The organism is Nocardioides sp. ChNu-99 (genome assembly GCF_029493445.1).
Taxonomy (GTDB): domain Bacteria; phylum Actinomycetota; class Actinomycetes; order Propionibacteriales; family Nocardioidaceae; genus Nocardioides.
In genome coordinates this window covers 1-24,584 of the sequence record NZ_JAHWBL010000009.1, presented here as the reverse complement: position 1 = coordinate 24,584, position 24,584 = coordinate 1, and the positions used below count along the sequence as shown (strand labels likewise).

26 protein-coding genes are annotated in these 24,584 nt (G+C 74.2%); 18 read left to right on the top strand and 8 right to left on the bottom strand.

Features of this window, described 5'->3' with window-relative positions; genetic code table 11:
* Window positions 1-98: 98 nt before the first annotated feature.
* Window positions 99-1,991, top strand: a complete 1,893-nt coding sequence (lepA, locus tag KK617_RS05095) for a translation elongation factor 4 (protein ID WP_277498515.1) — start codon at window positions 99-101, stop codon at window positions 1,989-1,991.
* Entirely contained in the window at window positions 1,988-2,926 is a 939-nt protein-coding gene (locus KK617_RS05090) for a serine/threonine dehydratase (protein WP_277498513.1), read from the top strand. The genes lepA and KK617_RS05090 overlap by 4 nt, the downstream gene beginning before the upstream one ends.
* 37 nt (window positions 2,927-2,963) lie before the next feature.
* On the opposite strand, the gene KK617_RS05085 is transcribed toward KK617_RS05090, so the two are convergent.
* Window positions 2,964-3,581 carry a TIGR03086 family metal-binding protein gene (locus KK617_RS05085; RefSeq protein ID WP_277498511.1) on the bottom strand — a complete coding sequence of 206 codons (618 nt, stop codon included), beginning with the start codon at window positions 3,579-3,581 and terminating at the stop codon, window positions 2,964-2,966.
* 51 nt (window positions 3,582-3,632) lie between these two features.
* On the opposite strand from KK617_RS05085, the gene KK617_RS05080 reads away from it, so the two are divergent.
* Complete coding sequence (locus KK617_RS05080) at window positions 3,633-4,484, top strand: AraC family transcriptional regulator (protein ID WP_277498509.1); 852 nt, start codon at window positions 3,633-3,635, stop codon at window positions 4,482-4,484.
* Window positions 4,481-5,377, top strand: coding sequence for an aminoglycoside phosphotransferase family protein (locus KK617_RS05075; RefSeq protein WP_277498508.1), 897 nt, complete (start codon window positions 4,481-4,483; stop codon window positions 5,375-5,377). The genes KK617_RS05080 and KK617_RS05075 overlap by 4 nt, the downstream gene beginning before the upstream one ends.
* Here the strand turns inward: KK617_RS05075 and KK617_RS05070 are convergent.
* Together KK617_RS05070 and KK617_RS05065 are read right to left on the bottom strand one after the other, a co-directional pair.
* The gene (locus KK617_RS05070; protein ID WP_277498506.1) at window positions 5,374-5,694 is read right to left on the bottom strand and encodes a transcriptional regulator; all 321 of its coding nucleotides are present in this window, start codon (window positions 5,692-5,694) and stop codon (window positions 5,374-5,376) included. The two genes, KK617_RS05075 and KK617_RS05070, sit on opposite strands and share 4 nt — an antisense overlap.
* Window positions 5,691-6,161, bottom strand: a complete 471-nt coding sequence (locus tag KK617_RS05065) for a hypothetical protein (protein WP_277498505.1) — start codon at window positions 6,159-6,161, stop codon at window positions 5,691-5,693. The genes KK617_RS05070 and KK617_RS05065 overlap by 4 nt, the downstream gene beginning before the upstream one ends.
* A gap of 161 nt (window positions 6,162-6,322) precedes the next feature.
* Here KK617_RS05065 and KK617_RS05060 point away from each other — a divergent pair, with 161 nt between their 5' ends.
* The 3 genes from KK617_RS05060 to hemW all read left to right on the top strand — a co-directional run bounded on the left by KK617_RS05060 (window position 6,323) and on the right by hemW (window position 10,459).
* Window positions 6,323-8,152 carry an AMP-dependent synthetase/ligase gene (locus tag KK617_RS05060; protein WP_277498504.1) on the top strand — a complete coding sequence of 610 codons (1,830 nt, stop codon included), beginning with the start codon at window positions 6,323-6,325 and terminating at the stop codon, window positions 8,150-8,152.
* Between the two features lie 100 nt (window positions 8,153-8,252).
* Window positions 8,253-9,194 carry a 3,4-dioxygenase subunit beta gene (locus tag KK617_RS05055; RefSeq protein WP_277498503.1) on the top strand — a complete coding sequence of 314 codons (942 nt, stop codon included), beginning with the start codon at window positions 8,253-8,255 and terminating at the stop codon, window positions 9,192-9,194.
* 23 nt (window positions 9,195-9,217) lie between these two features.
* The gene (gene hemW / locus KK617_RS05050; protein WP_277498502.1) at window positions 9,218-10,459 is read left to right on the top strand and encodes a radical SAM family heme chaperone HemW; all 1,242 of its coding nucleotides are present in this window, start codon (window positions 9,218-9,220) and stop codon (window positions 10,457-10,459) included.
* A gap of 19 nt (window positions 10,460-10,478) precedes the next feature.
* On the opposite strand, the gene KK617_RS05045 is transcribed toward hemW, so the two are convergent.
* The 4 genes from KK617_RS05045 to KK617_RS05030 form a co-directional block, all read right to left on the bottom strand.
* Window positions 10,479-11,057, bottom strand: coding sequence for a DUF4870 domain-containing protein (locus tag KK617_RS05045; protein WP_277498501.1), 579 nt, complete (start codon window positions 11,055-11,057; stop codon window positions 10,479-10,481).
* 15 nt (window positions 11,058-11,072) lie between these two features.
* Window positions 11,073-11,930 carry a DUF3097 domain-containing protein gene (locus KK617_RS05040; protein WP_277498499.1) on the bottom strand — a complete coding sequence of 286 codons (858 nt, stop codon included), beginning with the start codon at window positions 11,928-11,930 and terminating at the stop codon, window positions 11,073-11,075.
* 79 nt (window positions 11,931-12,009) lie between these two features.
* A complete protein-coding gene (locus KK617_RS05035; RefSeq protein ID WP_277498497.1) occupies window positions 12,010-12,891 on the bottom strand; it encodes an MBL fold metallo-hydrolase in 882 nt (293 codons plus the stop codon).
* Between the two features lie 75 nt (window positions 12,892-12,966).
* Window positions 12,967-13,668 (bottom strand): hypothetical protein, encoded by a 702-nt coding sequence (locus tag KK617_RS05030; protein WP_277498495.1) that lies wholly within the window; start codon window positions 13,666-13,668, stop codon window positions 12,967-12,969.
* A gap of 168 nt (window positions 13,669-13,836) precedes the next feature.
* Between KK617_RS05030 and hrcA the strand changes: the two genes are divergently transcribed.
* The 3 genes from hrcA to KK617_RS05015 all read left to right on the top strand — a co-directional run bounded on the left by hrcA (window position 13,837) and on the right by KK617_RS05015 (window position 16,891).
* Window positions 13,837-14,865 (top strand): heat-inducible transcriptional repressor HrcA, encoded by a 1,029-nt coding sequence (gene hrcA / locus KK617_RS05025; protein ID WP_277498492.1) that lies wholly within the window; start codon window positions 13,837-13,839, stop codon window positions 14,863-14,865.
* A gap of 83 nt (window positions 14,866-14,948) precedes the next feature.
* Window positions 14,949-16,139 (top strand): molecular chaperone DnaJ, encoded by a 1,191-nt coding sequence (gene dnaJ / locus KK617_RS05020; protein WP_277498490.1) that lies wholly within the window; start codon window positions 14,949-14,951, stop codon window positions 16,137-16,139.
* An 8-nt stretch (window positions 16,140-16,147) separates the two neighbouring features.
* Window positions 16,148-16,891, top strand: a complete 744-nt coding sequence (locus tag KK617_RS05015; protein WP_277498489.1) for a 16S rRNA (uracil(1498)-N(3))-methyltransferase — start codon at window positions 16,148-16,150, stop codon at window positions 16,889-16,891.
* 26 nt (window positions 16,892-16,917) lie between these two features.
* On the opposite strand, the gene KK617_RS05010 is transcribed toward KK617_RS05015, so the two are convergent.
* Window positions 16,918-17,823, bottom strand: a complete 906-nt coding sequence (locus KK617_RS05010; protein ID WP_277498488.1) for a Gmad2 immunoglobulin-like domain-containing protein — start codon at window positions 17,821-17,823, stop codon at window positions 16,918-16,920.
* A gap of 125 nt (window positions 17,824-17,948) precedes the next feature.
* On the opposite strand from KK617_RS05010, the gene KK617_RS05005 reads away from it, so the two are divergent.
* The 8 genes from KK617_RS05005 to KK617_RS04970 form a co-directional block, all read left to right on the top strand.
* Window positions 17,949-18,287 (top strand): histidine triad nucleotide-binding protein, encoded by a 339-nt coding sequence (locus KK617_RS05005; RefSeq protein WP_277498487.1) that lies wholly within the window; start codon window positions 17,949-17,951, stop codon window positions 18,285-18,287.
* A gap of 110 nt (window positions 18,288-18,397) precedes the next feature.
* Window positions 18,398-19,453, top strand: a complete 1,056-nt coding sequence (locus KK617_RS05000) for a PhoH family protein (RefSeq protein ID WP_277498486.1) — start codon at window positions 18,398-18,400, stop codon at window positions 19,451-19,453.
* Window positions 19,450-19,905 (top strand): rRNA maturation RNase YbeY, encoded by a 456-nt coding sequence (gene ybeY / locus KK617_RS04995; RefSeq protein ID WP_277498485.1) that lies wholly within the window; start codon window positions 19,450-19,452, stop codon window positions 19,903-19,905. The genes KK617_RS05000 and ybeY overlap by 4 nt, the downstream gene beginning before the upstream one ends.
* Window positions 19,906-19,919: 14 nt before the next feature.
* Complete coding sequence (locus KK617_RS04990; protein WP_277498484.1) at window positions 19,920-21,215, top strand: hemolysin family protein; 1,296 nt, start codon at window positions 19,920-19,922, stop codon at window positions 21,213-21,215.
* Entirely contained in the window at window positions 21,212-21,577 is a 366-nt protein-coding gene (locus KK617_RS04985) for a cytidine deaminase (RefSeq protein ID WP_277498483.1), read from the top strand. The genes KK617_RS04990 and KK617_RS04985 overlap by 4 nt, the downstream gene beginning before the upstream one ends.
* A gap of 116 nt (window positions 21,578-21,693) precedes the next feature.
* Window positions 21,694-23,085, top strand: a complete 1,392-nt coding sequence (locus KK617_RS04980; protein ID WP_277498482.1) for an FAD-binding oxidoreductase — start codon at window positions 21,694-21,696, stop codon at window positions 23,083-23,085.
* Window positions 23,082-24,389, top strand: coding sequence for a class I SAM-dependent methyltransferase (locus KK617_RS04975; RefSeq protein ID WP_346812815.1), 1,308 nt, complete (start codon window positions 23,082-23,084; stop codon window positions 24,387-24,389). Before KK617_RS04980 ends, KK617_RS04975 begins: the two co-directional genes overlap by 4 nt.
* Before the next feature lies 1 nt (window position 24,390).
* A partial coding sequence (locus KK617_RS04970) for a hypothetical protein (RefSeq protein ID WP_277498481.1) occupies window positions 24,391-24,584 on the top strand: 194 nt, incomplete at its 3' end.

Sequence of the window (24,584 nt, the reverse complement as noted above, 5' to 3'; positions counted from 1 at the left end):
ACTACCAGCGCGACGGCGGCCGCCTCAAATCGGTGACCCGGGCGCCGGCCCCGAGCGCCGGTTGTGCCGCCACCGCTGCGGGATGGGAGGATCGGTCGGTGCCTGCTACGCCTGCGTCCGCCGTGCCCCAGCCGGGGCGCACCGACCCCGCGATCATCCGCAACTTCTGCATCATCGCGCACATCGACCACGGCAAGTCGACCCTCGCCGACCGGATGCTGCAGCTGACCGGTGTCGTCGGCGAGCGCGAGGCCAAGGCGCAGTACCTCGACCGGATGGACATCGAGCGCGAGCGCGGCATCACCATCAAGTCGCAGGCCGTGCGCATGCCCTGGACGGTCACCGAGGAGGCGGCGCAGGAGCACGGCATCGACGCCGGGCCCGGCACCTACGTGCTCAACATGATCGACACCCCTGGGCACGTCGACTTCACCTACGAGGTCTCCCGCTCGCTGGAGGCCTGCGAAGCGGCGATCCTGCTGGTCGACGCGGCGCAGGGGATCGAGGCGCAGACCCTCGCGAACCTCTACCTGGCCATGGGCGCCGACCTGCAGATCATCCCGGTGCTCAACAAGATCGACCTGCCGTCGGCCAACGTCGAGAAGTACGCCCTCGAGCTGGCGAACCTCGTCGGGTGCGAGCCGGAGGACGTGCTGCTGACCTCCGCCAAGACCGGTGTGGGCGTGGAGGCGCTGCTCAACGAGATCGTCCGCCAGGTCCCTGCCCCCGTCGGCGACGCCGACGCGCCGGCCCGGGCGCTCATCTTCGACTCCGTCTACGACACCTACCGCGGCGTCGTCACCTACGTGCGGGTGGTCGACGGCTCGCTGAAGCACCGGGACCGCATCAAGATGATGTCGAGCGGCGCCGTGCACGAGATGCTCGAGGTCGGCGTGATCAGCCCCGAGCCGCTCAAGGCCGGCGAGCTCGGCGTCGGCGAGACCGGCTACCTCATCACCGGCGTGAAGGACGTCCGCCAGTCCCGCGTCGGCGACACCGTCACCAGCCAGCACCACGGGGCCAGCGACCCGCTCGGCGGCTACGCACACCCCACCCCGATGGTCTACGCCGGGCTCTACCCGATCGACGGCGACCAGTACCCCGAGCTGCGCGACGCGCTGGAGAAGCTGCAGCTGAACGACGCCTCGCTGACCTACGAGCCGGAGACGTCCGGGGCGCTCGGCTTCGGCTTCCGCTGCGGCTTCCTGGGCCTGCTCCACATGGAGATCACCCGCGAGCGGCTCGAGCGGGAGTTCAACCTCGACCTCATCTCGACCGCGCCCAACGTGGTCTACGAGGTCGTGATGGAGGACGGCACGCAGCTGACGGTCACCAACCCCAGCGAGTACCCCGACGGCAAGATCCACGAGGTCCGCGAGCCCGTCGTGTCCGCCACGATCCTCGCCCCGGCCGACTACATCGGCACGATCATGGAGCTCTGCCAGGCCAAGCGCGGCACCCTCCTCGGCATGGACTACCTGTCCGAGGACCGCGTGGAGATGCGCTACACGCTGCCGATGGGCGAGATCGCCTTCGACTTCTTCGACCAGCTGAAGTCGAAGACCAAGGGCTACGCCTCGCTGAACTACGAGCGCTCCGGCGACCAGACCGCCGACCTCGTCAAGGTCGACATCCTGCTGCAGGGTGAGCCGGTCGACGCCTTCTCCGCCATCGTGCACCGCGACGCGGCGTACGGGTACGGCGTGATGATGGCCGGCAAGCTCAAGGAGCTCATCCCGCGCCAGCAGTTCGAGGTGCCCATCCAGGCCGCCATCGGCGCCCGGGTGATCGCCCGCGAGAACATCCGCGCGATCCGCAAGGACGTGCTCGCCAAGTGCTACGGCGGCGACATCAGCCGCAAGCGCAAGCTGCTGGAGAAGCAGAAGGAGGGCAAGAAGCGCATGAAGATGGTCGGTCGCGTGGAGGTCCCCCAGGAGGCGTTCGTGGCGGCCCTGTCGACCACCCAGGCGGCGGAGAAGCCGAAGAAGTGAGCACGGTCGTCCCGACCCGCGCCCGGGTCGAGGAGGCCGCGGCGGCGATCGCGCCGTACGTGCGGCGCACCCCCGTCCTCGACGTGGACGTCGACGGGCAGCTCGTGACGCTCAAGCTCGAGCTGCTGCAGCACGCGGGCTCGTTCAAGCCACGCGGTGCCTTCGCGAGCGTCCTCGCCGCCCCGGAGCCGCCCGCACGGCTCGTCGCGGCCTCCGGCGGGAACCACGGTCTCGCCGTCGCCCACGTCGGCGCCACCCTCGGCATCCCGGCCGAGGTGTTCGTGCCCGCCACCGACCCGGCCGTCAAGGTCGCGGGCCTGCGGGCCCGTGGGGCGCACGTCCACCTCGTCGGCACGACGTACGCCGAGGCCTACGCCGCCAGCCTCGAGGCCGCGTCGGCCCCCGGCGCCCTCGCCCTCCACGCGTACGACGCGCCCCTCACCGTGACCGGGCAGGGGACGCTGGCCCGCGAGCTGGAGCAGCAGGTGGCCGACGGCGCCGTCGGCGACCGCCTCGACACGGTGCTCGTGGCCGTCGGTGGCGGCGGGCTGGCCGGCGGCGTCGCCGCCTGGTTCGCCGGTACGACGACCCGCGTCGTCGCCGTCGAGCCCGTCGGCTGCCCGACCCTGCACGCCGCGCTCGCCGCCGGCGAGCCGGTCGACGTGACCCCCTCCGGTCTCGGCGCGGACTCGCTCGGCGCCTCGCGCATCGGCGAGATCGGGTTCGCGGCCCTGCGGGACGCCACGTCGGTGCTCGTCACCGAGGACGCGATCCGCGAGGCGCGCTCGTGGCTGTGGGCCGAGACCCGGCTGGCCGCCGAGCCCGGTGGCGCCGCGGCCCTGGCGGCACTGCGCTCGGGCGCCTACGTGCCGGCCTCGGACGAGCGGGTGGCGGTCGTCGTGTGCGGCGGCAACGGCGACCCCGCCGAGCTCTGAGGACGCGCTCCACGGCGGGCCCGGGAGCCGGTCCCGCTCAGGGCGCCGTCCAGTACGGGTTGCGGCCCAGCCGCGCCAGCAGGCGCTCGGCCTCGCTGGCGTCGTCGCCGACGGCCACGGGCCCCGCGCAGACGCCGGGGGAGTAGAGCGCGTCGCCCCACCCGTCGGCCCGGGCGCCCACCTCGCGGGCCTCGGCGTCGCTGATCGGGTAGTCCTGCCCGGTGGCCCGCGCCACGTCCCACCCGTGGACGACCAAGTCCCACGCGTAGAAGTCGCGGAGCGTCTCCCCGATGGTCGTCGGCCCGAAGTACCCGTCGAAGGGCCGCTGGGCGACCCCGTCCGCGGTCAGCACGCCGAGCACCGCGGCCGACCAGGTGCGCCACGCGGCGGCCGGGTCACCCGTCCCGTCACCGGCCCCGTCACCCGGGACGGCGACCGCGGGCAGGTCGCCCGCCAGGTCGTGGCGCTCGAGGAACTCCCGCTCCGTGTCGACGACGTGGGCGACGACGTCGCGCACCGTCCAGCCCTCGCAGGGGGTGGGCGCGTCCCAGCGCCCGCCGGCGGCGGCGACGCCGTCGAGCACGGCGGCGAAGCGGGCGGACTGGTCGCGGTAGTAGGCGGCGGTGGGGTGCAGGGCGGCGGTCGGGGAGCTCATGGGCGCGACGCTAGGGCCCGCCGCGCGGCGTCGCTTGTGATAATCGGACACGTGGACGGCGGCGCCGGCGGGGTCGGGAGTGGCGGGGAGCACGTGACGCCCATCGACCGCGCCCACCTGACGGGCGTGAGCCGGCCGACGCCGCCCATCCACCGCTACCTGCCCTCGCCCGACCTCGTCGACCTGGTGGACCGGTACTGGATCCCCGTCTGGTCGCTGCGCGAGCCGTCGACGCAGAGCACGCTGCAGCACCCCGTGTGCCTGCTCGTGGTCAGCGGCACCTACGCCCGGTGCTACGGCGTCTCCCGCGGCCTGTCGACGGTGGTGCTGGAGGGGGACGGGTACGCCGTCGGCGTGATGCTGCGGCCCGCCGCCGGTCGGCTCGTGCTGGGCCGCCCGGTCGGCGAGCTCGTCGACGGGTGGTGCGACCTCGCGCAGCTCGCCACCCTCGACGGTGCGGCGCTGACCGCGGAGGTCCGGGCGGCCGTCGAGCCCGACCCCACCGCCGAGGGCGGCCACCGGGCGGCGATCGCGGCGTACGAGCGCCGGCTGCGCACCCTCCTGCCCGTCGACCCGCAGGGTCTCCTCATCAACGACGTCGTGGCCTGGCTGCAGGCCCACCCGGAGGTCACCCGCGTCAGCGAGGTGGCGGCCGCGCACGGCCTGGGGGAGCGGGCGCTGCACCGGCTCGTCGAGCAGCGGGTCGGGCTGTCGCCCAAGTGGCTGGTGCAGCGCCGGCGGCTGCACGACGCCGTCGTGGCGCTCAAGGCGGGCACGACCTCGCTGGCGGCGGTGGCCGCCGACCTGGGCTACACCGACCAGGCGCACTTCACCCGCGACTTCCGGTCGGTGACGGGCACGACCCCGGGGCGCTACCTCGCCGACCAGCCGGGCGCCCGGTGACCCCGGTCGCGCTGCCCGCCGGGCTCGCGGCGCAGCGCGCCGCCGGGGAGGAGCGCGCCGCGTGGCTCGACCTCCTCCCGCGCCGCGCGGCGGAGGTGCTGGAGGCCTGGGAGCTCGTCGTCGACGGGCCCGCGACGCACGGCGCGGACGCGCTGGTCGTGCCCGCGCGCACGACGCGCCGGGAGCCGGCCGTCCTCAAGCTCGGGTTCCCCGACGACGCGTCCGAGCACGAGCACCTGGTGCTGCAGCGCTGGGCCGGGCGCGGGGCCGTGCGGCTGCTGCGGGCCGACCCCGGGCGGCGGGCCCTGCTGCTGGAGCGGGCCGGCCCCGACGTGCTCACCGACCTGTGGGACGTGGAGGCCTGCGAGGTGCTCGGCGGCCTCTACGGACAGCTGCACCGGCCCGCGCCGCCGCAGCTGCGCACGCTCGCGTCGTACGTCGGGGAGCGCGCCGCGGCGCTCGCCCGCGACGCCCGCTCGGTCCCGGTCCCGCGCCGGCTGGTCGAGCAGTGCCTGGCGCTGGCCCGCGACCTGGGCGCCGACCCGGCGAGCACGGGCACCACCCTCCACGGCGACCTCCACCCCGGCAACGTCCTGCGCTCGGCCGACCGCGGCTGGCTGGCCATCGACCCCGAGCCGCTGTCGGGGGACCCGCACTTCGAGCCGGAGCCCGCGCTGCGCCACGACTTCGAGCAGTACGGCGCGGTGCCCGGCGACTCGGTGCGCGACGGGATCCGGCGGCGCTTCCACACCCTCGTCGACGTCGCCGGGCTCGACGAGCACCGGGCCCGCGACTGGGCGGTGGTGCGCAGCGTCCTCGACGCGCACCGCCACGCGGGCGACCGCGAGCGGGTCACGCGCGCCGTGACCATCGCCAAGGCGGTGCAGGACTAGTCCGCCCCCGGGGCCGTCCCGTCCTCGCCCAGCAGCGCCCGGAGCGCCGCCCGGTGGCGCCGGTAGGCGGCGCGACCGTCCCGGGTGAGGGCGTACGTCGTGCTCGACCCGCGCCCGCGGCCGGTCTTGTGGACCTTCACGTAGCCCGCCGCCTCGAGCGCGGACATCTGCTTGGACAGGTCGGCGTCGGCGACGCCGAGGTGCTCCTTGAGGAACTGGAAGCTCACCTGGTCGGAGGAGAACAGCACCGCCACGGCGGCCAGGCGCTTGGGCGCGTGGATGACGGGGTCGAGGTCGCCGAGGGCACCGGGGCTCACGCGAGGCGCTCCCGCGCCGCCGCGGCGGCGCGCGAGTAGGCGACCTCGTAGATCCCGATCCCCGCGCCCACGGCGACGAACGCGACGGCCGCGCTGCCCCACCAGGGGAGGGTCGCGACCGCGACGCCGATCGCGAGGAGCACGAGGACGGCACCCATGGCGTACTGCCGGTAGGCCGTCCGGATCTCCCGGGGCTTGCTGCCCCGCAGCGACGGGACCGCGCCGTGGTAGCGGCCGTACCAGCCCACGAACGCGCCCACGAGCAGGGCCAGGGCGACCAGTGCGAGCGTGAGCCACCAGCTCGAGACGTCCTCGACGAGGGCGAGGTGCACGGCGGTGGTCATCGCCGCCGCCCAGGCGGGGACGGCGAGGAAGTACCACCACGGGGTGGGCGGGAAGTCGACGTAGGGGGCGGCCTCCGCGCGCTCGAGGTCGCGCAGGCTGGTGCGGAGCTCGTTGCTTTCCATGCTGGAAACCATAGGCATCACTTTCCGGTTGTGCAAGTGGAAAGTGGTGGTCGGGTCGGGGGTTCGGCTACCGCGGGGTAGTGACGTGATCTAGGTTACGGAGGCAACCCCTCCGGGCCCGCGACCGAGGGCACGGCCCCGAGAAAGCAGGTACGCACGCAATGCCGATCAACCACGACGCCTCCTTCATCGAGCGCATGCCGCGCAACGTGGCGGTCCAGTTCCTCGACCGCGTCGAGCAGTCCGGTGACCGCGAGGCCTACCGCTTCCCGAACGCCGGCGACGACGGCTGGGACTCCGTCACGTGGCGCCAGGTGGGCGACCGCGTCAACCGCATGGCCGCCGGCCTGCTCTCGCTCGGGCTCGGGGCCGAGGAGCGGGTGGGCATCGCGTCGGCGACCCGCTACGAGTGGGTGCTCGCCGACCTCGCCGTCATGTGTGCCGGCGGCGCCACCACCACCGTCTACCCGACCACCAACGCGGACGACACGGCGTACATCGTGGCCGACGCCGAGTGCCAGGTCGTCTTCGCCGAGGACGACGAGCAGGTCGCGAAGCTGCGGGCCCACCGCGAGCAGATCCCCAGCGTCTCCAAGGTCGTCACCTTCGCGGGCACGACGGACGGCGACTGGGTCATCGGGCTGGACGACCTGGCCGTGCTCGGCGACGCCCTGCTGGCCGAGACGCCCGACGCCGTGCGGAAGGTCGCGGACTCGATCGAGCCCGAGGCCCTCGCCACCCTCATCTACACCTCCGGCACCACGGGCCGCCCCAAGGGCGTGCGCCTGCAGCACCGGGCGTGGGTCTACGAGGGCGAGGCGATCCGCAGCCAGGGCATCCTCGACGAGACCGACCTGCAGTTCCTGTGGCTGCCCATGGCGCACTCGTTCGGCAAGGTGCTGCTGAGCACGCAGCTGGCCTGCGGCTTCGCCACCGCGATCGACGGCCGCGTGGAGCGCATCGTCGACAACCTGGGCGTCGTCAAGCCGACGTTCATGGGCGCCGCGCCGCGCATCTTCGAGAAGGCGCACGGCAAGATCGTCACCATGCAGGCCGCCGAGGGCGGGGCCAAGGAGAAGATCTTCAAGAAGGCGTTCGAGGTCGGCCTCGAGGTCGAGCGCCGCAAGCGCGACGGTCGCTCCGTGCCGGTGGGCATGAAGGTGCAGCACCGCCTGTTCGACCGGCTCGTCTTCTCGAAGGTGCGGGACCGCTTCGGCGGCCGGGTGCGCTTCTTCATCTCGGGCTCGGCCGCGCTCAACAGCGAGGTGGCGGAGTGGTTCAACGCCGCCGGCATCCTCGTGCTCGAGGGCTACGGCCTCACCGAGACCGCGGCGGGCGCGTTCGTCAACCACCCCGAGCAGAACAAGTTCGGCACCGTGGGCCACGTCTTCCCGGGCGGCGAGGTCAAGATCGCCGAGGACGGCGAGGTCCTGATCAAGGGCCCGAACGTCATGCAGGGCTACCACAACCTGCCCGACAAGACGGCCGAGGCGCTGGACGCCGACGGCTGGCTGCACACCGGCGACATCGGCGAGCTCGACCAAGACGGGTTCCTCAAGATCACCGACCGCAAGAAGGACCTGTTCAAGACCTCCGGCGGCAAGTACATCGCGCCGTCGGCGATCGAGTCGCAGTTCAAGGCGCTGTGCCCCTACGCCAGCCAGTTCCTCGTCGTCGGCAACAACCGCAACTACGTGGTCGCCCTCATCACCCTCGACCCCGACCAGGTCGACGGCTGGGCCGCGCAGAACGGGATGGAGGGCAAGCCGTACGCCGAGGTGGTCCGCTCCGAGGGGATGCAGCAGCTGGTCGCGGGGTACGTCGAGCAGCTCAACGCCCGCCTCAACCGCTGGGAGACGGTCAAGCGCTACGAGGTGCTCGACCACGACCTGACGATCGAGGCCGGCGAGCTCACGCCGTCGCTCAAGGTCAAGCGCCCGGTCGTGGAGGCCAACAACAAGAGCGTCATCGAGGGTCTCTACACCTCCTGACGTCCAGGACAGGGCGTCCACAGGGCGCCCACAGCACCGCGGGATCGGATGGGTGTCGGCGAACGCGCCGGCACCCATCCGCCTTTCCCGAGGAGCCCCGATGACCCCCGCCCCGCACGGCCCCCACGACCACGACGAGCACCGCGAGGGCCTCGCCCACGACCTGCCCGTCATGCAGGACGCCGGCATGGTCGGGCGTCGGATGGCCCGCCGCGGCGTGCTTGGCCTGCTCGGCGGCATCAGCGCCGTCGCCCTCGTCGGGTGCGGGGGCGAGGCGGCGACCTCGGGCTCGTCCGCGTCGGGCGCCGCGAGCAGCGCTGCCGGCGCCGGTACGGCGGGTGGCCCCGGCGGCGCCCCGCCGGCGGGCGGGGCGGGTGGCGGGGGAGGAGGCGTCAGCCAGGAGGGCCTGGACGACGGCGACATCCCCGAGGAGACGAACGGTCCCTACCCGGCGGACGGCAGCAACGGGGTGAACGTGCTCACCGCGTCGGGCATCGTGCGCGAGGACATCACCACGAGCTTCGGCGACGCCTCCGGGGTGGCCGAGGGCGTGCCGCTGCGCATCGAGCTGACGGTCTACGACAACGGCGCCGACGGCATCACGCCGTACGAGGGGGCAGCCGTCTACCTGTGGCACTGCGACCGTGACGGGAACTACTCGCTCTACTCCTCGGGCATCGAGGGCGAGAACTACCTGCGCGGGGTGCAGGTCGCGGCGGCCGACGGCTCGCTCGCCTTCACCAGCATCTTCCCGGCGACGTACGCCGGTCGGTGGCCCCACCTGCACTTCGAGGTCTACCCGACCGTCGACGACGCCACGAGCGCGAGCGGCAAGCTGCGCACCTCCCAGATCGCCTTCCCGGCGGACGTCTGCGAGGAGGTGTACGGCACCGCGGAGGGCTACGAGTCCAGCGTGCGCAACTTCGCCGAGGTCAGCCTCGACACCGACAACGTGTTCTCCGACGGCCACTCGCTGCAGATGGCCACGCTGACCGGTTCCGTCGACGAGGGCTACGTGCTGCGCCTCAACGTGCCCGTCTGAGCACGCTCTGGGACACTGGGCGGATGCCCTCCACCCCTCCGCCCGGCGACCCGGTCCCCGCCGACGGCGCCCTGCCGGCGTCGGCGCTCGCGGGCCTGGGGGAGCGCAGCCTCGCGTTCTACGTCCACGTCCCGTTCTGCCGGGTGCGGTGCGGCTACTGCGACTTCAACACCTACACCGCGACCGAGCTCGGCGGCCCCTCCGCCCCGCCCGGGGCGTCGCGCACGACGTACGCCGACGCGGCCGTCGCCGAGGTGCGCCTGGCCCGGCGGGTGCTCGGGGACGTCGATCGTCCGGTCGACACCGTCTTCTTCGGCGGCGGGACGCCGACGCTGCTGCCGCCCGAGCACCTGGTGCGGGTGCTGCGCGCGGTCGAGGACGAGTTCGGGCTGGCGCCGGGCGCCGAGGTGACCACGGAGGCCAACCCCGACTCGGTCTCGCGGGCCGACCTCGACGTGCTGCGGGCCGGCGGCTTCACCCGGCTGTCCTTCGGTGTGCAGTCGGTCGTGCCCCACGTGCTCCAGGTGCTGGAGCGCACCCACGACCCCGCCCGTGTCCCCGGCGTGGTGGCGGACGCCCGCGCCGCGGGCTTCGACGAGATCAGCCTCGACCTCATCTACGGCACGGCGGGGGAGTCGCTCGCCGACTGGCGCGCCAGCCTCGACGCGGCGCTGGCGTGCTCGCCGGACCACGTGTCGGCGTACTCGCTCATCGTGGAGGAGGGCACGGCGCTGGCCCGCCGCGTGCGGCGCGGCGAGGTCGCAGCGCCCGACGAGGACGACCTGGCCGACAAGTACCACCTCGCCGACGAGGTGCTCACCGCCGGCGGGCTCGGCTGGTACGAGGTGTCGAACTGGTCGCGCCCCGGCAGCGAGTGCCGCCACAACCTGGCCTACTGGCGCAGCGACGACTGGTGGGGCGTGGGCCCCGGGGCGCACTCCCACGTCGGGGGCGTGCGCTGGTGGAACGTGCGCCACCCCGCGCCGTACGCCGAGCTGCTGGCCGCGGGCCGCTCGCCCGGCCACGAGCGCGAGCTGCTCGACGACGAGGTACGACGCGTCGAGCGCGTGCTGCTCGAGACCCGGCTGCGCGAGGGCCTGACGCTCGACGTGCTCGACGACGACGGCCGCGCGGCGCTGCCCGACCTCGTGCGGCGCGGGCTGGTCGAGGCGGGTCCGCTCGACGGCGGTGCCGCGGGTCGGGTGGTGCTCACCCGCGAGGGCCGGCTGCTGGCCGACGGCGTCGTGCGCGACCTGCTCGGCTGAGCCAGCGCGACGGTGCGCCTCAGCGGATGAGGCGCAGGGTGAGCGGGTAGCGGTACTGCTCGCCGGCCCCGGCGCGCACCGACGCCATGATGACGACGACCAGGACGGCGAGCAGCGCGACGAAGTAGAGCGGGACCAGCAGCAGGGCCCCGAGTCCGAGGGTCACGACGACGAAGACGAACCCCACGACCGTCGCGGCCACGCTGTAGAGGAGCAGCGACAACTGGAAGTTCAGCGACTCCACCGCGTGCTGGCGCGTGAAGGGCGAGCGGCCGCGCACCAGCAGCACGATCAGCGGCGCGATGAACCCGAACGCGAACCACGCCGTGACGAGCGCGCCGAGGTGGGCCGTGACGGCCCACGCGCGGTCCTCCGACGACGAGGGCGGCTGGCCCGGTCCGTACCCGCCCGGCTGGCCGTACCCCTGGCCGTACCCCTGGCCGTACCCCTGGCCGTAGCCCTGGCCGTGGGGCGCCTGCCCCCAGCCCTGCTGGCCCTGGTCGGGCTGCCCCGGCTGCCACGGCTGGCCGGGGGCGCCCCATCCCGGGGACGGGTCCTGGCCGTAGGGGCCGCCGGGCTGGTCGCCGTAGGTGCTCACGGGGGTCTCCTGGTGCTACGCGTCGGGGGCGGTCACGAAGTCGATCAGCTCCTCGACCCGGCCCAGCAGGGCCGGCTCGAGGTCGGCGTAGGACTCCACCCGCCCGAGGATGTGCTTCCAGGCCCGCGCGATGTCGGTCTGGTTGCGGTGGGGCCACCCCAGATGCTGGCACACCCCGTGCTTCCACTCCACCGACCGCGGGATGGTCGGCCAGGCGGTGAGGCCGACGCGCTCGGGCTTGACGGCCTGCCAGACGTCGACGAAGGGGTGGCCGACGATGAGCACGTGCTTCCCGACGGCCGAGCGGGCGATGCCGTCGGCGATGCGGCTCTCCTTCGAGCCGCGCACGAGGTGGTCGACGAGCACGCCCACGCGGCGGCCCGGGCCCGGCTCGAACCCGACGAGGTGGTCGGCGAGGTCGTCGACGCCCCCCAGGTACTCCACCACCACGCCCTCGACGCGCAGGTCGTCACCCCACACCTTCTCGACGAGCTCCGCGTCGTGGCGGCCCTCGACGAAGATGCGGGAGGCGCGGGCGACCCGGGCCGGCGCGTCCGGCACCGCGATCGAGCCCGACGCCGTGCGGCTGGGGCGGCGCGGCGCCGCGACCCGGACCGGGGCGGTGAGGATGACCGGGCGGCCCTCGAGGAGGAAGCCGGGACCGAGCGGGAAGGTGCGCCGCTTGCCGCGCCGGTCCTCCAGCGTGACGGTGTCGAGGTCGCGGTCGACGGTCACGATCTCGCCGCACCAGTCGGTCGTGACCTCCTCGACGACCAGGCCGACGTCGGCGGGGTGCTCCGTGGCCCGGCCGCGCTTGGGCGCGCGCCAGTCGCCGGAGAGGACGTCGGATCCGTAGCGGTCGTGCGGGGTCACGTCCCCACGCTAGGGCGCGGGACCGACCGTCCTCGCCAGGCACGCCGCCGGAGCACGCCGCCGGAGCACGCCGCGGGGGTCAGACCAGCGGCAGCCGTCGTGCCCCGGGCGGCAGGTGGGCGTAGCCGAGGCGCACGGCCGCGACGAGCGCGTCGGCGGGGAAGGGCCAGCGCCCCTCTGCGAGCGCCCGGTCGGCCGGGACGCCGGCGGCCGCGAGGTCGCTCACCTGGCCGGCCACCTCCGCGACGGCCGCCTGCTGGGCGTGCACGAACGCGCGGTCCACGACCGGGCCGTGGCCGGCGACCACGGTGCTGGCCGGGGTGAGGAGCCCGATCACGAGCTCCAGGCTGCCCGGCCACTCCAGCGGCCAGGAGTCGTCGCCGTACGCCGGCACCGCGTCGGCCGGGTCGTCGGCGGCCTCGACGACGTCGCCCGCGACGAGGACGTCGACGTCGGGCACCCGCACGCAGAGGTCCCCGCCGGTGTGGCCGCGACCGGGGTGGACGACCTCGAGGACCCGGTCCCCGAGGTCGAGCGCCCGCGCGCCGGAGAGCGTGAGGGTGGGGAGCACGAGGCGGCTGCTCGTCACGGCGCTGCGCAGGGCCGGGGGAGCGTCGTACGCCGCCACCTGCGCGGGGACGCTGGTCGCCATGCGGGCCGCTGCGTCCTCGTGGGCGACGACGTCCGCGTCGGGCCAGGCGTCCAGCAGCGGCGCGGTGCCGAGCACGTGGTCGAGGTGGTCGTGGGTGGCGACGACGGCGAGGAGCGGCAGGGCGGGGGCGAGCCGGCGCACGGCGTCGCGCAGCTGCTCGCCGACGGTCTCCGCGGCGTGGGTGTCGACGACCACGACGCCGCGCTCGCCGGCGACGACGGTGACGATGGCGTCGAACCAGGGGTGGCGGGCGACCCAGACCCGGTCGGCGACCTCGGTCGGGTCGGGCAGGACGGTGTCGCGGGCCATGCCCGTGAGGTTAGGCCAGCGGGCGGGTCGGCGGGCGGGTCGGCGGGCGGGTCGGCGGGCGGGTCGGCGGGCGAGTCAGCAGAGGCCGGCGTGCAGGTGGGTGCGCAGCGCCTCGGCGAGGTCGTCCGGGGTGCGGGCGGGAGTGTCGAAGGTGACCGGGCGGCGGTGCGCCCCGTCGGCGTCGACCCACCGGACCTCCACGCCGGTGGGCGAGAGGTCGGCGAGGGCGGCGCCGGCCAGGTACGGCGCGGGCGTGCCGGTGCACAGGGAGACGGCCTGGCGCAGCTCGGCGTCGTGGCACTCGTTGACGTGCTCGGTGCACCGGCGCAGGTAGCCGCGGTTGAGCGCGTGGGTGGGGCTGCGGAAGAGGGCGGTGGGCACCCGGTACTGCCGCGTGGAGCCGTCCGCGTGCGTGCGGATGAGCATGATGATGGTGGGGTCGATGGCGACGGCCTGCAGCGACGGGTCGCAGCAGGGCCGCGGGCTCGCCAGCTTGCCGGCCAGCACGACCGACTCGGTGGTGCCGTCGTCCTCGACCACGCCGGAGATGATGCGCAGCAGCGCCTTCTGGTGGGCGGTCGCGGCGCGCTCGACGACCGAGCCGGTGCGGCACACCAGGGTGGGGACGCCGCCCCGGTCCTGCAGGCCCAGGTCGTCACCGCCGAAGAGGTGCTCGGTGCCCTTGATGACCATGCTGGCCGCCGCCGGGCAGGACAGGGCGCTGCGGGCGCGCGCGGCGAGCTGGTCGGGATCGGCCGAGGCGAGCAAGGGGAGCACAGGACCTCCTGGATGACTAAGGCAAGCCTAACCTACCGCTCACCGGCCCCGGGTCAAGTGGTTCCCGTGGAGTGGGACGGGGCGGAGTACCATTGGCACTCGCGCCGGTGGAGTGCCAGGACCCCGAGGGTCTCGGCCACCGGTGGACGCCACGCGGGAGGAGCAGGGATGGTCGAGGAGCGTCGGCTCGCCGTGCTGCGGGCCATCGTGGAGGACTACGTGTCGACCGAGGAGCCGGTCGGCTCGAAGGCCCTCGTCGAACGGCACGGGCTGGGGGTCTCCCCGGCGACCGTGCGCAACGACATGGCCGTGCTGGAGGAGGAGGGGCTGATCCACCAGCCTCACACGAGCGCCGGCCGCATCCCCACCGACAAGGGCTACCGCCTGTTCGTGGACCGGCTCGGCACGGTCAAGCCGCTCACGGCGGCCGAGAAGCGGGCCATCTCCACCTTCCTCGAGGGTGCGGTGGACGTGGACGACGTCGTGCGCCGCAGCGTGCGGCTGCTGGCCCAGCTGACCCGCCAGGTGGCCGTGGTGCAGTACCCGATCCTCAGCCAGAGCACCGTGCGGCACGTCGAGGTGGTCGCCCTGGCGCCGCACCGCCTGCTCGTCGTCCTCATCCTGTCGAGCGGGCGGGTGGAGCAGCGCCTCGTCGAGCTCGACCGGGACCTCGACGAGGCCCAGGTCGGTGACCTGCGTTCCCAGGTCAACCGCGCGGTCGTGGGCCAGCGGCTCGGTGTCGCCGCCGACGCGCTGGCCCGGCTGCGCACCGACGAGGCCCCGGCCGACGGCCCGACGAGCGAGGTCGTCGGGGTGCTCGTCGACGCGCTGTCGGACCACTCGTCCGACCAGCGCGTCGTGGTGGGCGGCACGGCCAACCTGGCGCGCTTCGGCGACGGCTTCGACACCGTGCTGCGCCCCATGCTCGAGGCGCTGGAGGAGCAGGTCGTGCTCCTGCGGCTGCTGGGCGAGGCCACGACCGGCGGCGCCGTGACGGTGCGCATCGGCGCGGAGGGCCCCGTGGAGGAGCTCGCGGGCACGAGCGTCGTCACGACGGGGTACGGCGCGGGTGCCGACATGCTCTCCGCGCTCGGCATCGTGGGCCCCACCCGCATGGACTACCCGGGCACCATGGCCGCCGTGCGCGCGGTCGCCCGCTACATGTCGCGCATCCTCGACGAGAACAACAACGCCTGACCGGGGCGCCGATCGACGGCGCCCCCACCCGCCCGACCCGCCCGACCTGCCCCACCTGCACGGAAGCGATGGATAGGACACACGTGAGCCAGGACCTGTACGAGCTGCTCGGCGTCGACCGCGACGCCGACGCCGACGCCATCAAGAAGGCGTACCGGCGTCTGGCCCGCCAGCTGCACCCGGACGTCAACCCCGACCCCGAGACCCAGGAGCGGTTCAAGGAGGTCAGCGCGGCCTACGAGGTGCTGTCGGACCCGCAGAAGCGGGCGGCCTACGACCGCGGCGGCGACCCGTTCGGCGGCGCCGGGTTCGGCGGCGCGGGCCAGGGCTTCTCGTTCACCGACATCATGGACGCCTTCTTCGGCGGCGGGGGCCCGGGCCAGCCCGGCGGGGGCGGGGCGGGCCGCGGCCCGCGACCGCGGATGCGGCGCGGCCAGGACGCGCTCATCCGCCTCGACGTCGAGCTCGCCGAGGCCGCCTTCGGCGTCACCCGCGAGCTCAAGGTCGACACCGCGGTGGTCTGCGAGACCTGCCACGGCGACGGCGCGGCCCCCGGCAGCAGCCCGCAGACCTGCACGACGTGCCGCGGTGCGGGGGAGGTCGCGCACGTGCAGCGCTCGTTCCTCGGCGAGATCCGCACCCTGCGTCCCTGCGCCGCGTGCCGCGGCTTCGGCTCGGTCATCCCCGACCCCTGCCGCACCTGCTCGGGCGAGGGCCGGGTGCGCTCGCGCCGCGACCTCACCGTCAAGATCCCCGCGGGCGTCGACAACGGCACCCGCGTGCAGCTGGCCGAGCAGGGCGAGGTCGGCCCGGGAGGCGGTCCCGCCGGTGACCTGTACGTCGAGATCCGGGTCGCCGAGCACGAGCTGTTCCTGCGCCAGGGCAACGACCTGCACTGCACCGTGACCGTCCCGATGACCGCCGCCGCGCTCGGCGCCGACGTCACCCTGCCGCTGCTCGAGGCCGACCTCGTGGAGGACGGCGCGGAGACCGAGCTGGAGACCGAGCTGCGCCTGGAGATCAAGCCGGGCACGCAGTCGGGCACCGAGCAGGTGCTGCGCGGGCGGGGCGTCCCCGGCCTGCGGGGTGCCGGGCGCGGGGACCTCGTGGTCACCATCGCGGTCGCGACGCCGCAGAAGCTCGACGGGCGCCAGGAGGCGCTGCTGCGCGAGCTCGCCGAGCTGCGGGGCGAGGAGGCGACCGACGGCCAGGTCCAGGTGCACCGCCGCGGGGGCGTCTTCGGCCGCTTCCGCGACAAGTTCCACACCCACTGAGGCCCGCGGTGTCGCTGCCGGTCCACCTGCACCCCGACCTGGGCGGGGCCCGACCCGGGTCCCTCGTCCGCGTCGAGGGCGACGAGGCCCACCACGCCGTCGCGGTGCGCCGGCTCGCCGTGGGGGAGCAGGTGCGTCTCGTCGACGGGGCCGGGCGGGCCGTGACCGGCGTCGTCACGGCGACGGCGAAGCGCGCGCTGGAGGTCGAGGTCGCCGACGTCGCCGACGTACCCGCCCCCGTGCCCGCCGTGACGGTCGTGCAGGCGCTGCCCAAGGGTGACCGGGGCGAGCTGGCCGTCGAGGTGCTCACCGAGGTGGGCGTCGAGCGGATCGTCCCGTGGGCGGCGGCGCGCAGCGTGGCCGTCTGGCGCGGCGAGCGCGCGACCAAGGCGCACGCGCGGTGGTCGGCCACGGCGCGGGAGGCCGCCAAGCAGTCCCGGCGCGCGTGGTTCCCCGAGGTCGCGCCGCTGGCGTCGACCGCCGAGGCGGCGGCGTTCCTCGCCGGCCTCGACGTGGTGCTGGTGCTCCACGAGGCGGCGACCACGCCGCTGGCCTCGGTCCCGCTGTCGGGCGAGGTGCGCTCGCTGGGCCTCGTCGTCGGTCCCGAGGGCGGGCTCACCGACGAGGAGGTCGCGGCGTTCGAGGCGGCCGGCGCCACGACCGTGCGGCTGGGTGACGAGGTGCTGCGCACCTCGACCGCCGGGGTCGTGGCGGTCGCGGCGCTCCTGGCCCGCACCGCCCGCTGGGCCTGACCGCCCGCCGGGCCTGCCCCGCGGGGTCAGCCGACGACGATGGTGCGCGTGTCGGTGGCCGGGCCGGAGCCCTCCTCGCCGCCGCTCGCGTCGTCGGTCATCGCGACGAACGTGTAGGTGCCGGGGGCCAGCGTGCTGAGGTCGACCTCGACGGTCCACGGGTCCAGGCGCTCGTCGGTGGACGAGCCCTCGTGCGTGGTGAAGCCCTCCAGCACCACCTCGGAGCCGGAGCGGACCTCCCACCGGACGTTGTTCTCGGGCGAGCTCGCACGCCCGGTCGCGGTCATCGACCCCGACACGGTGGTGCCCTCGGCGGGGTCGGTGATGTTGACGAGCGCGAGCGTCTCGAGCTCGGGCGAGGTGCTGACGGGGTTGGTGCCGGGCAGTCCGACGGCGTCCCCGCCCGACTCGCCGAGGAAGCGCACGGGCAGCACCCGGCCGGCCGCCGCCTGCAGCGTGTAGACGACCTGCTGCACCGCCAGCTCGGCGTCGTCGCCGGGCACCGGGCCGCTGACGGTGGCGACGATCTCGCCGTCCGCCTCCTGCGCCGCGGTGACCCACCCGTCGACGTACGACGTGTAGTCCGGGTCCGAGGGCGGGCTGGAGAGCAGCGTGACCGCCGAGGCGAGGGCGTCGTCGCCCTGGCCGGCGTGGAACTCGCGCACCAGGCCCGCGCGGTCCCCCTCGAGCACGTAGTAGACCGGCACGGCCCCGGTGCCCGCCCCGCCCGTGCCGCCGCCCGTGCCGCCCTCGTCGTCGCTCGGCGTGGTCGTCGCCGTCGCCGAGCTGGTGGGGGTCGACGGGCTCGCTCCCGGGTCGGTGGCGCCGTCGTCCGCGCCGTCGTCGCCGCAGGCGGCCAGCGTCAGGGCCAGCACCGCGCCGACGGCGAGCGGGGCGGTCGTGCGGCGGGCGGGGGTGCGGCGAGCGGTCATGCGATTCCTCCCAGGGTCGGGCGCCGACGGTCGTCCTCGCGAGGCGGCCGGGTGCAGTTGCTCCTGTGACGGTAGTGGCTCCTGCGACGAGGGGCGAGCAGCCCGGCCGGCGCTAGGTTGGCGTCATGAGCGCCGACTGCCTGTTCTGCAAGATCGTCGCCGGCGACGTGCCGGCCACCGTGGTGCACGAGACGCCGACGACGCTGGCGTTCCGGGACATCGCCCCGGTCGCCCCGACCCACGTGCTCGTCGTGCCCCGCAGCCACCACCCGGACGCGGCGTCGCTCGCGGCGGCCGAGCCGCGCACCGCCGCTGACCTGCTCACCAGCGCGGCCGCCGTGGCGCAGGCCGACGACCTCGACGGCTACCGCCTCGTGTTCAACACGGGCGCCGACGCGGGCCAGACCGTCTTCCACGCGCACCTGCACGTGCTCGGCGGGGAGCGGATGGGCTGGCCCTCCTGAGCCCGTCCGGCGCCGGAAACGGCTCGCCGGGGGGTGGGGGCGGCGGCGTACGATGGAGGGGTTCGTCCCGCCGTCCCGCCGCACCAGAAGGGGAGCCCTCCCGGGCATCCATGACTGACTCCGACAGCGCACCGCAGCTCGCATCGCCGACCGCCGCCAAGCACACGGTCACGGTGCCCAACAGCATCGACATGGTGAGCCTCCTGGGCGCCGGCGACGAGCACCTCGGTGCGATCGAGCAGGCCTTCGGGGCCCGCGTCCACGTGCGGGGCAACCGCATCACGCTGATGGGGGAGCCGGCCGAGATCGCCCTCGCCGAGCGCCTCCTGGGCGAGCTGGTGGCGCTCATCCGCACCGGTCAGGGCGTCAGCAGCGAGACGGTCGAGCGGGTCATCGGCATGCTGCGCACCGAGACCGAGGAGCGGCCGGCCGACGTGCTGAGCCTCAACATCCTCTCCAACCGCGGCCGCACGATCCGCCCGAAGACGCTCAACCAGAAGCGCTACGTCGACGCGATCGACACCCACACCATCACCTTCGGGATCGGCCCCGCCGGCACCGGCAAGACCTACCTGGCGATGGCCAAGGCCGTGCAGGCGCTGCAGGCCAAGGAGGTCACCCGCATCATCCTGACCCGCCCGGCCGTCGAGGCCGGCGAGCGCCTGGGCTACCTGCCGGGCACGCTGAGCGAGAAGATCGACCCCTACCTGCGCCCGCTGTACGACGCGCTGCACGACATGATGGACCCGGAGTCGATCCCCAAGCTGATGGCGGCCGGCACGATCGAGGTCGCCCCGCTCGCGTTCATGCGCGGACGCACCCTCAACGACGCGTTCATCATCCTCGACGAGGCGCAGAACACGACGCCCGAGCAGATGAAGATGTTCCTCACCCGCCTCGGGTTCGGCTCGCGCATCGTCGTCACCGGCGACACCAGCCAGACCGACCTGCCGGGTGGCACGCGCTCCGGCCTGCGGGTGGTCGAGGGCATCCTCGAAGGCGTCGAGGACGTCTCGTTCAACCGCCTGACCAGCAGCGACGTGGTGCGCCACCGCCTGGTGGCCCGCATCGTCGCCGCCTACGACGCGTACGACGCCGGCGAGGCCTCCGGCACCCCGGAGCCCACCGGCCCCCGCCGCACCACGCGGGGAGGACGTCCCTCGTGACGATCGAGATCATCGACGAGTCCGGCACCGACCTCGTCGAGCCGGAGCACCTCGCCCGGCTGGCCCGCTTCGTCATGGACGAGATGCGGGTGCACCCGGAGGCGGAGCTCTGCCTGAAGGCCGTCGACGAGGACACCATCGCCGAGCTCAACGAGCAGTGGATGGGCAAGGAGGGGCCGACCGACGTCCTCGCCTTCCCCATGGACGAGCTGCGCCCCGGGCTCGCGGACGAGGAGCCCGAGGAGGGCGTGCTCGGCGACCTCGTGCTGAGCCCCGCCGTCGCGGCGGCCCAGGGCGCCACGGCGGGCCACGGCACGCTGGCGGAGATCGAGCTGCTGACGGTGCACGGGATCCTCCACCTGCTCGGCTACGACCACGCCGAGCCGGAGGAGCACGCGGAGATGTTCGGGCTGCAGGACACCCTGCTGGCCCGCTGGCGCAGCCGGTCCTGAGAGGATCGGCGCCCATGAGCGACCTCTGGGTGCTGGTCTCGGCCGGCGGCCTCGTCGTCGTGGCCGGCCTGATCGCCGCGGCCGACGCGGCACTGTCCGGTTTCTCCCGCGCGCGCGCCGAGGAGCTGGCCGCCGAGGGGCGCACCGGCGCGACGTACCTGCTGCGGGTGCTCGACGACCCGCCGCGCTACCTCAACTCCCTCATCCTGCTGCGCCTGCTCGCCGAGGTCGCCGCCATCGTGCTCGTCACGCTGCAGGTCGACGAGGCGGTGCGCAGCTGGTGGGGGAGCGTGCTGCTGACCGTCGCGATCATGCTGGTGGTGTCGTTCGTCGCCATCGGCGTCGCGCCGCGGACGCTGGGCCGCCAGCACCCCGACCGGGTGGCGCTCGGCTCGGCGGCGCCGGTGTGGGCGCTCACCCGCCTGCTCGGCCCGCTGCCCCGCCTGCTGATCCTGGTCGGCAACGCCCTGACCCCGGGCCGGGGGTTCCGCGAGGGCCCGTTCTCGTCCGAGACCGAGCTGCGCGAGCTCGTCGACCTGGCGGAGGCCAGCGCCGTCATCGAGTCGGGCGAGCGCAAGATGATCCACTCGGTCTTCGAGTTCGGCGACACCATCGCCCGCGAGGTCATGGTGCCCCGCCCCGACGTGGTGTTCGTCGAGCGGCACCGCAACCTGCGCCAGACCATGTCGCTGTTCCTGCGCAGCGGCTACTCCCGCATGCCGGTGGTCGGCGAGAACCTCGACGAGGTGCTGGGCTTCGCCTACCTCAAGGACGTCGCGCGCCTCGACTTCGAGGACCGCGAGGGCGACGCCGACATCACCGAGCGCATCGAGACCCACATGCGTCCCGCGCACCACGTGCCCGACTCCAAGTCGGTCGCGTCGCTGCTGGCGGAGATGCAGGCCTCGCGCCAGCACATCGCGGTCGTCGTGGACGAGTACGGCGGCACCGCCGGCATCGTCACCATCGAGGACGTCCTCGAGGAGATCGTGGGCGAGATCGCCGACGAGCACGACGTGGACGAGGTCGACGTCGAGCGGATCGGGGACGACGCCTGGCGCGTCTCCTCCCGCTTCCCCGTCGACCACCTCGACGACCTGTTCCCGGGCTTCGACGTGGAGGAGGAGGACGTCGACAGCGTCGGCGGCCTCATGGCCAAGCACCTGGGGCTCGTGCCCATCCCCGGCTCGACCGTCGAGGCGCACGGCCTCGGGTTCCGTGCCGAGGGCGTGCGCGGGCGGCGCAACAAGATCAGCACCGTGGTCGTCACCCGCCTGGGGGCCGACGGCGACGAGGAGGAGGCACCGTGAGCGACCCCGTGAGCGACCCCGTGAGCGACCTGTCCGCGGAGGACCGCAAGCTCGTCACCCTGGCCCGCGCGACGCGGGCCCGCACCGGGGCCCGCGAGGGTGCCGCGGTGCGCGACCAGGACGGCCGCACCTACGCCGCCGCCACGGTCGACCTGCCGTCGTTGCGCGTCAGCGCGCTCGGCGTGTGCGTCGCCATGGCCGTCGCGTCGGGGGCCCGCTCGCTCGAGGCCGCCGTCGTGCTCGGCGACGCCGGTGCGGTGGCCGACGCCGACCTGGCGGCCGTCCGCGACCTCGCGGGCACCGGCGTACCCGTGCACGTGGGGGACCCCCGCGGCACCGTCGCGACCACCGTCGCGACCTGAGCCGACCCGCGGGGGTGCGGCGCGTGGCGGAGGCCACGCCGAACTGGTTGTAGATCACAACATCATCGACCAAAGTCGGTACGCCGCCGCCCGGAGCCGGGTCTAGGGTCGACCGGGTGAACACGGTCGGCACGCAGGCGCACGAGGCGGCCACCCGGGCGCTGCTGGCGTCGTACGCCGCGATCCCCGCCGGGTCCCCGGTGCGGCTGGCGAAGCGCACCTCGAACCTCTTCCGCACCCGCACGGCGACCACCGCGCCCGGTCTCGACGTCGCCGGCCTCGACGGCGTGGTCGCGGTCGACCCCGTCGCCCGGACGGCCGACGTGCAGGGCATGTGCACCTACGAGGACCTCGTGGACGCCACCCTCGCCCACGGTCTCGTGCCCCTGGTGGTGCCGCAGCTGCGCACCATCACCCTGGGCGGCGCGGTCACGGGCCTGGGCATCGAGTCGACGTCGTTCCGCAACGGCCTGCCGCACGAGAGCGTGCTCGAGATGGACGTGCTGACCGGCGCCGGCGAGATCGTCACCGCCCGCCCCACGGGCGAGCACGCCGACCTGTTCGACGCCTTCCCCAACTCCTACGGCTCGCTGGGCTACGCCACCCGACTGCGCATCGAGCTGGAGCCCGTGCCGGCGTACGTCGCGCTGCGGCACGTGCGGTTCGACGACGCGGCCGCGCTGGTCGGCGCCGTCGCGACGATCGTGGCCGACGGCGCCTGGGAGGGGGAGCGGGTCGACGGCCTCGACGGCACCGCGTTCAGCCCCGACGAGCTCTACCTGACGCTGGCCCGCTGGACCGACGACGCCGCGGGGCAGCGCCCCTCGACGTACGTCGACGAGGTCTACTACCGCTCGGTCCAGCAGCGCACCAGCGACCTGCTGACGGTCGAGGACTACCTCTGGCGCTGGGACACCGACTGGTTCTGGTGCTCCGGCGCGTTCGGGCTGCAGGACCCGCGGGTGCGCCGCCTCTGGCCGCGCTCGAAGCGCCGCTCGGACGTCTACCACCGCCTGGTCGGCCTCGACACCCGCTTCGGCATCGTCGCCACGCTCGACCGGCTGCAGCGTCGCCCGCAGCGCGAGCGCGTCGTGCAGGACGTCGAGGTACCGCTCGAGCGGCTCGGTGAGTTCCTCACCTGGTTCGACGAGCACGTCGGCATGCGCCCCGTGTGGCTGTGCCCCCTGCGGCTGCGCGAGCCGGACGGTCCGGGCAGCGCCCGCACGTGGTCGTCGTACCCCCTCGAGCCGGGCACGACCTACGTCAACGCCGGGTTCTGGGGCACCGTCGCGGTCGGGCCGCAGGCGCCGGACGCGCCGACGAACCGGGCCATCGAGGCGCGGGTGCACGAGCTCGACGGCCACAAGTCCCTCTACTCCGAGGCGTTCTACGACCCCGAGACGTTCGACCGGCTCTACGACGGCGCCAACCTGGCGCGCGTCAAGGAGCGCTACGACCCGCAGCAGCGGCTGTCGACCCTCTACGAGAAAGCGGTGCGGAGGCAGTGACCCAGGACATCGGCAAGGACGGCAACAACGGCAGGACCATCACGATCGGCGACGCCATCGGCACGCTGATGAAGCACGGCATGCCCGTGCGGTTCACGGCGTACGACGGCTCCTCGGCCGGCCCGGCGGACGCGGCGGTGGGGCTCCACCTGCGCAACGAGCGCGGCCTGTCCTACATCCTCACCGCGCCCGGCGACCTCGGCATCGCCCGCGCGTACGTGATGGGCGACCTCGAGGTCTCCGGCGTGCACCCCGGCAACCCGTACGACGGGCTCGTGCTGCTGCTGAGCCAGCTGTCGTTCCGCCGGCCGAGCGCGGGCGAGGCCCTCCGCCTGCTGCGCGGTCTCGGGCTGGGCCACCTCAAGCCGCCGCCGGTGCCGCCGCAGGAACACCTGCCCCGCTGGCGCCGGGCGGTCGAGGGCCTGCGGCACTCGCTGACCCGCGACGCCGAGGTCATCGGCCACCACTACGACGTGTCGAACCGGTTCTACGAGCTCGTGCTCGGCCCGTCGATGGCCTACACGTGCGCGCTGTTCGAGACCGAGGACGCGACGCTCGAGCAGGCGCAGGCCGCCAAGTTCGACCTCGTGGCCCGCAAGCTCGACCTGCAGCCCGGTCAGCGGCTCCTCGACGTCGGCTGCGGCTGGGGCGGCATGGTCATGCACGCCGCGCGGGAGTACGGCGTGAAGGCGCTCGGCGTCACCCTCAGCCTCGAGCAGGCGTCGTGGGCGAAGGCGGCGATCGACGCCGCGGGGCTCTCCGACCTGGCCGAGGTGCGCCACCTCGACTACCGCGACGTGATGGACGACGGGTTCGACGCCGTCAGCTCCATCGGGCTGACCGAGCACATCGGGGTGCGCAACTACCCGGCGTACTTCGCGTTCCTGCGCGACCGCCTGCGGCCCGAGGGCCGCCTGCTCAACCACTCGATCACCCGCGCCCACAACCTGCCGACGCGCACGGGGGCGTTCATCGACCGCTACGTGTTCCCCGACGGCGAGCTGACCGGCTCGGGTCGCATGGTGATGGACGCCCAGGACGCCGGTCTCGAGGTGCAGCACACGGAGAACCTGCGGATGCACTACGCGCGCACCCTGCAGGGCTGGTCGGAGAACCTGGAGCGCAACTGGGACGACGCCGTCGCCGAGGTCGGCGAGGGCACCGCGAAGGTGTGGGGCATCTACATGACCGGCTCCCGCATCGCCTTCGAGCGCAACGAGATCCAGCTCCACCAGGTGCTGGCGACCCGCACCGACGACCGCGGCGTCAGCGGGTACCCGCTGCGGCACACGTTCGGCGCGTGAGGTGAGCGCAGCCGGGACGACCGGGACAGCCGGGACAGCCGGGGCGGCCGGGGCGGTGCACGTCGAGCGCGGCGGCCCCGGCACCCTGCGGGCCGCGGCGGAGGTGCTCGCCGCGGCGTTCGCCGACGACCCCGCGGTCGCGCGGCTCGTGCCGCCCGACGCCCGTCGGCGCCACGCCCGGTTGGTGGCGCTGTT

Coding starts and splice junctions, on each gene's coding strand:
- KK617_RS05035 (WP_277498497.1), bottom strand. CDS start 12,891: ATGGCCCGCGACACCGTCCTGCCCGACCCGACCGAGGTCGCCGACCGG.
- KK617_RS05065 (WP_277498505.1), bottom strand. CDS start 6,161: ATGGAAAGCAACGAGCTCCGCACCAGCCTGCGCGACCTCGAGCGCGCG.
- KK617_RS05010 (WP_277498488.1), bottom strand. CDS start 17,823: ATGACCGCTCGCCGCACCCCCGCCCGCCGCACGACCGCCCCGCTCGCC.
- KK617_RS05085 (WP_277498511.1), bottom strand. CDS start 3,581: ATGAGCTCCCCGACCGCCGCCCTGCACCCCACCGCCGCCTACTACCGC.
- KK617_RS05005 (WP_277498487.1), top strand. CDS start 17,949: ATGAGCGCCGACTGCCTGTTCTGCAAGATCGTCGCCGGCGACGTGCCG.
- KK617_RS05055 (WP_277498503.1), top strand. CDS start 8,253: ATGACCCCCGCCCCGCACGGCCCCCACGACCACGACGAGCACCGCGAG.
- KK617_RS04990 (WP_277498484.1), top strand. CDS start 19,920: ATGAGCGACCTCTGGGTGCTGGTCTCGGCCGGCGGCCTCGTCGTCGTG.
- hemW (WP_277498502.1), top strand. CDS start 9,218: ATGCCCTCCACCCCTCCGCCCGGCGACCCGGTCCCCGCCGACGGCGCC.
- KK617_RS05060 (WP_277498504.1), top strand. CDS start 6,323: ATGCCGATCAACCACGACGCCTCCTTCATCGAGCGCATGCCGCGCAAC.
- KK617_RS05000 (WP_277498486.1), top strand. CDS start 18,398: ATGACTGACTCCGACAGCGCACCGCAGCTCGCATCGCCGACCGCCGCC.
- hrcA (WP_277498492.1), top strand. CDS start 13,837: ATGGTCGAGGAGCGTCGGCTCGCCGTGCTGCGGGCCATCGTGGAGGAC.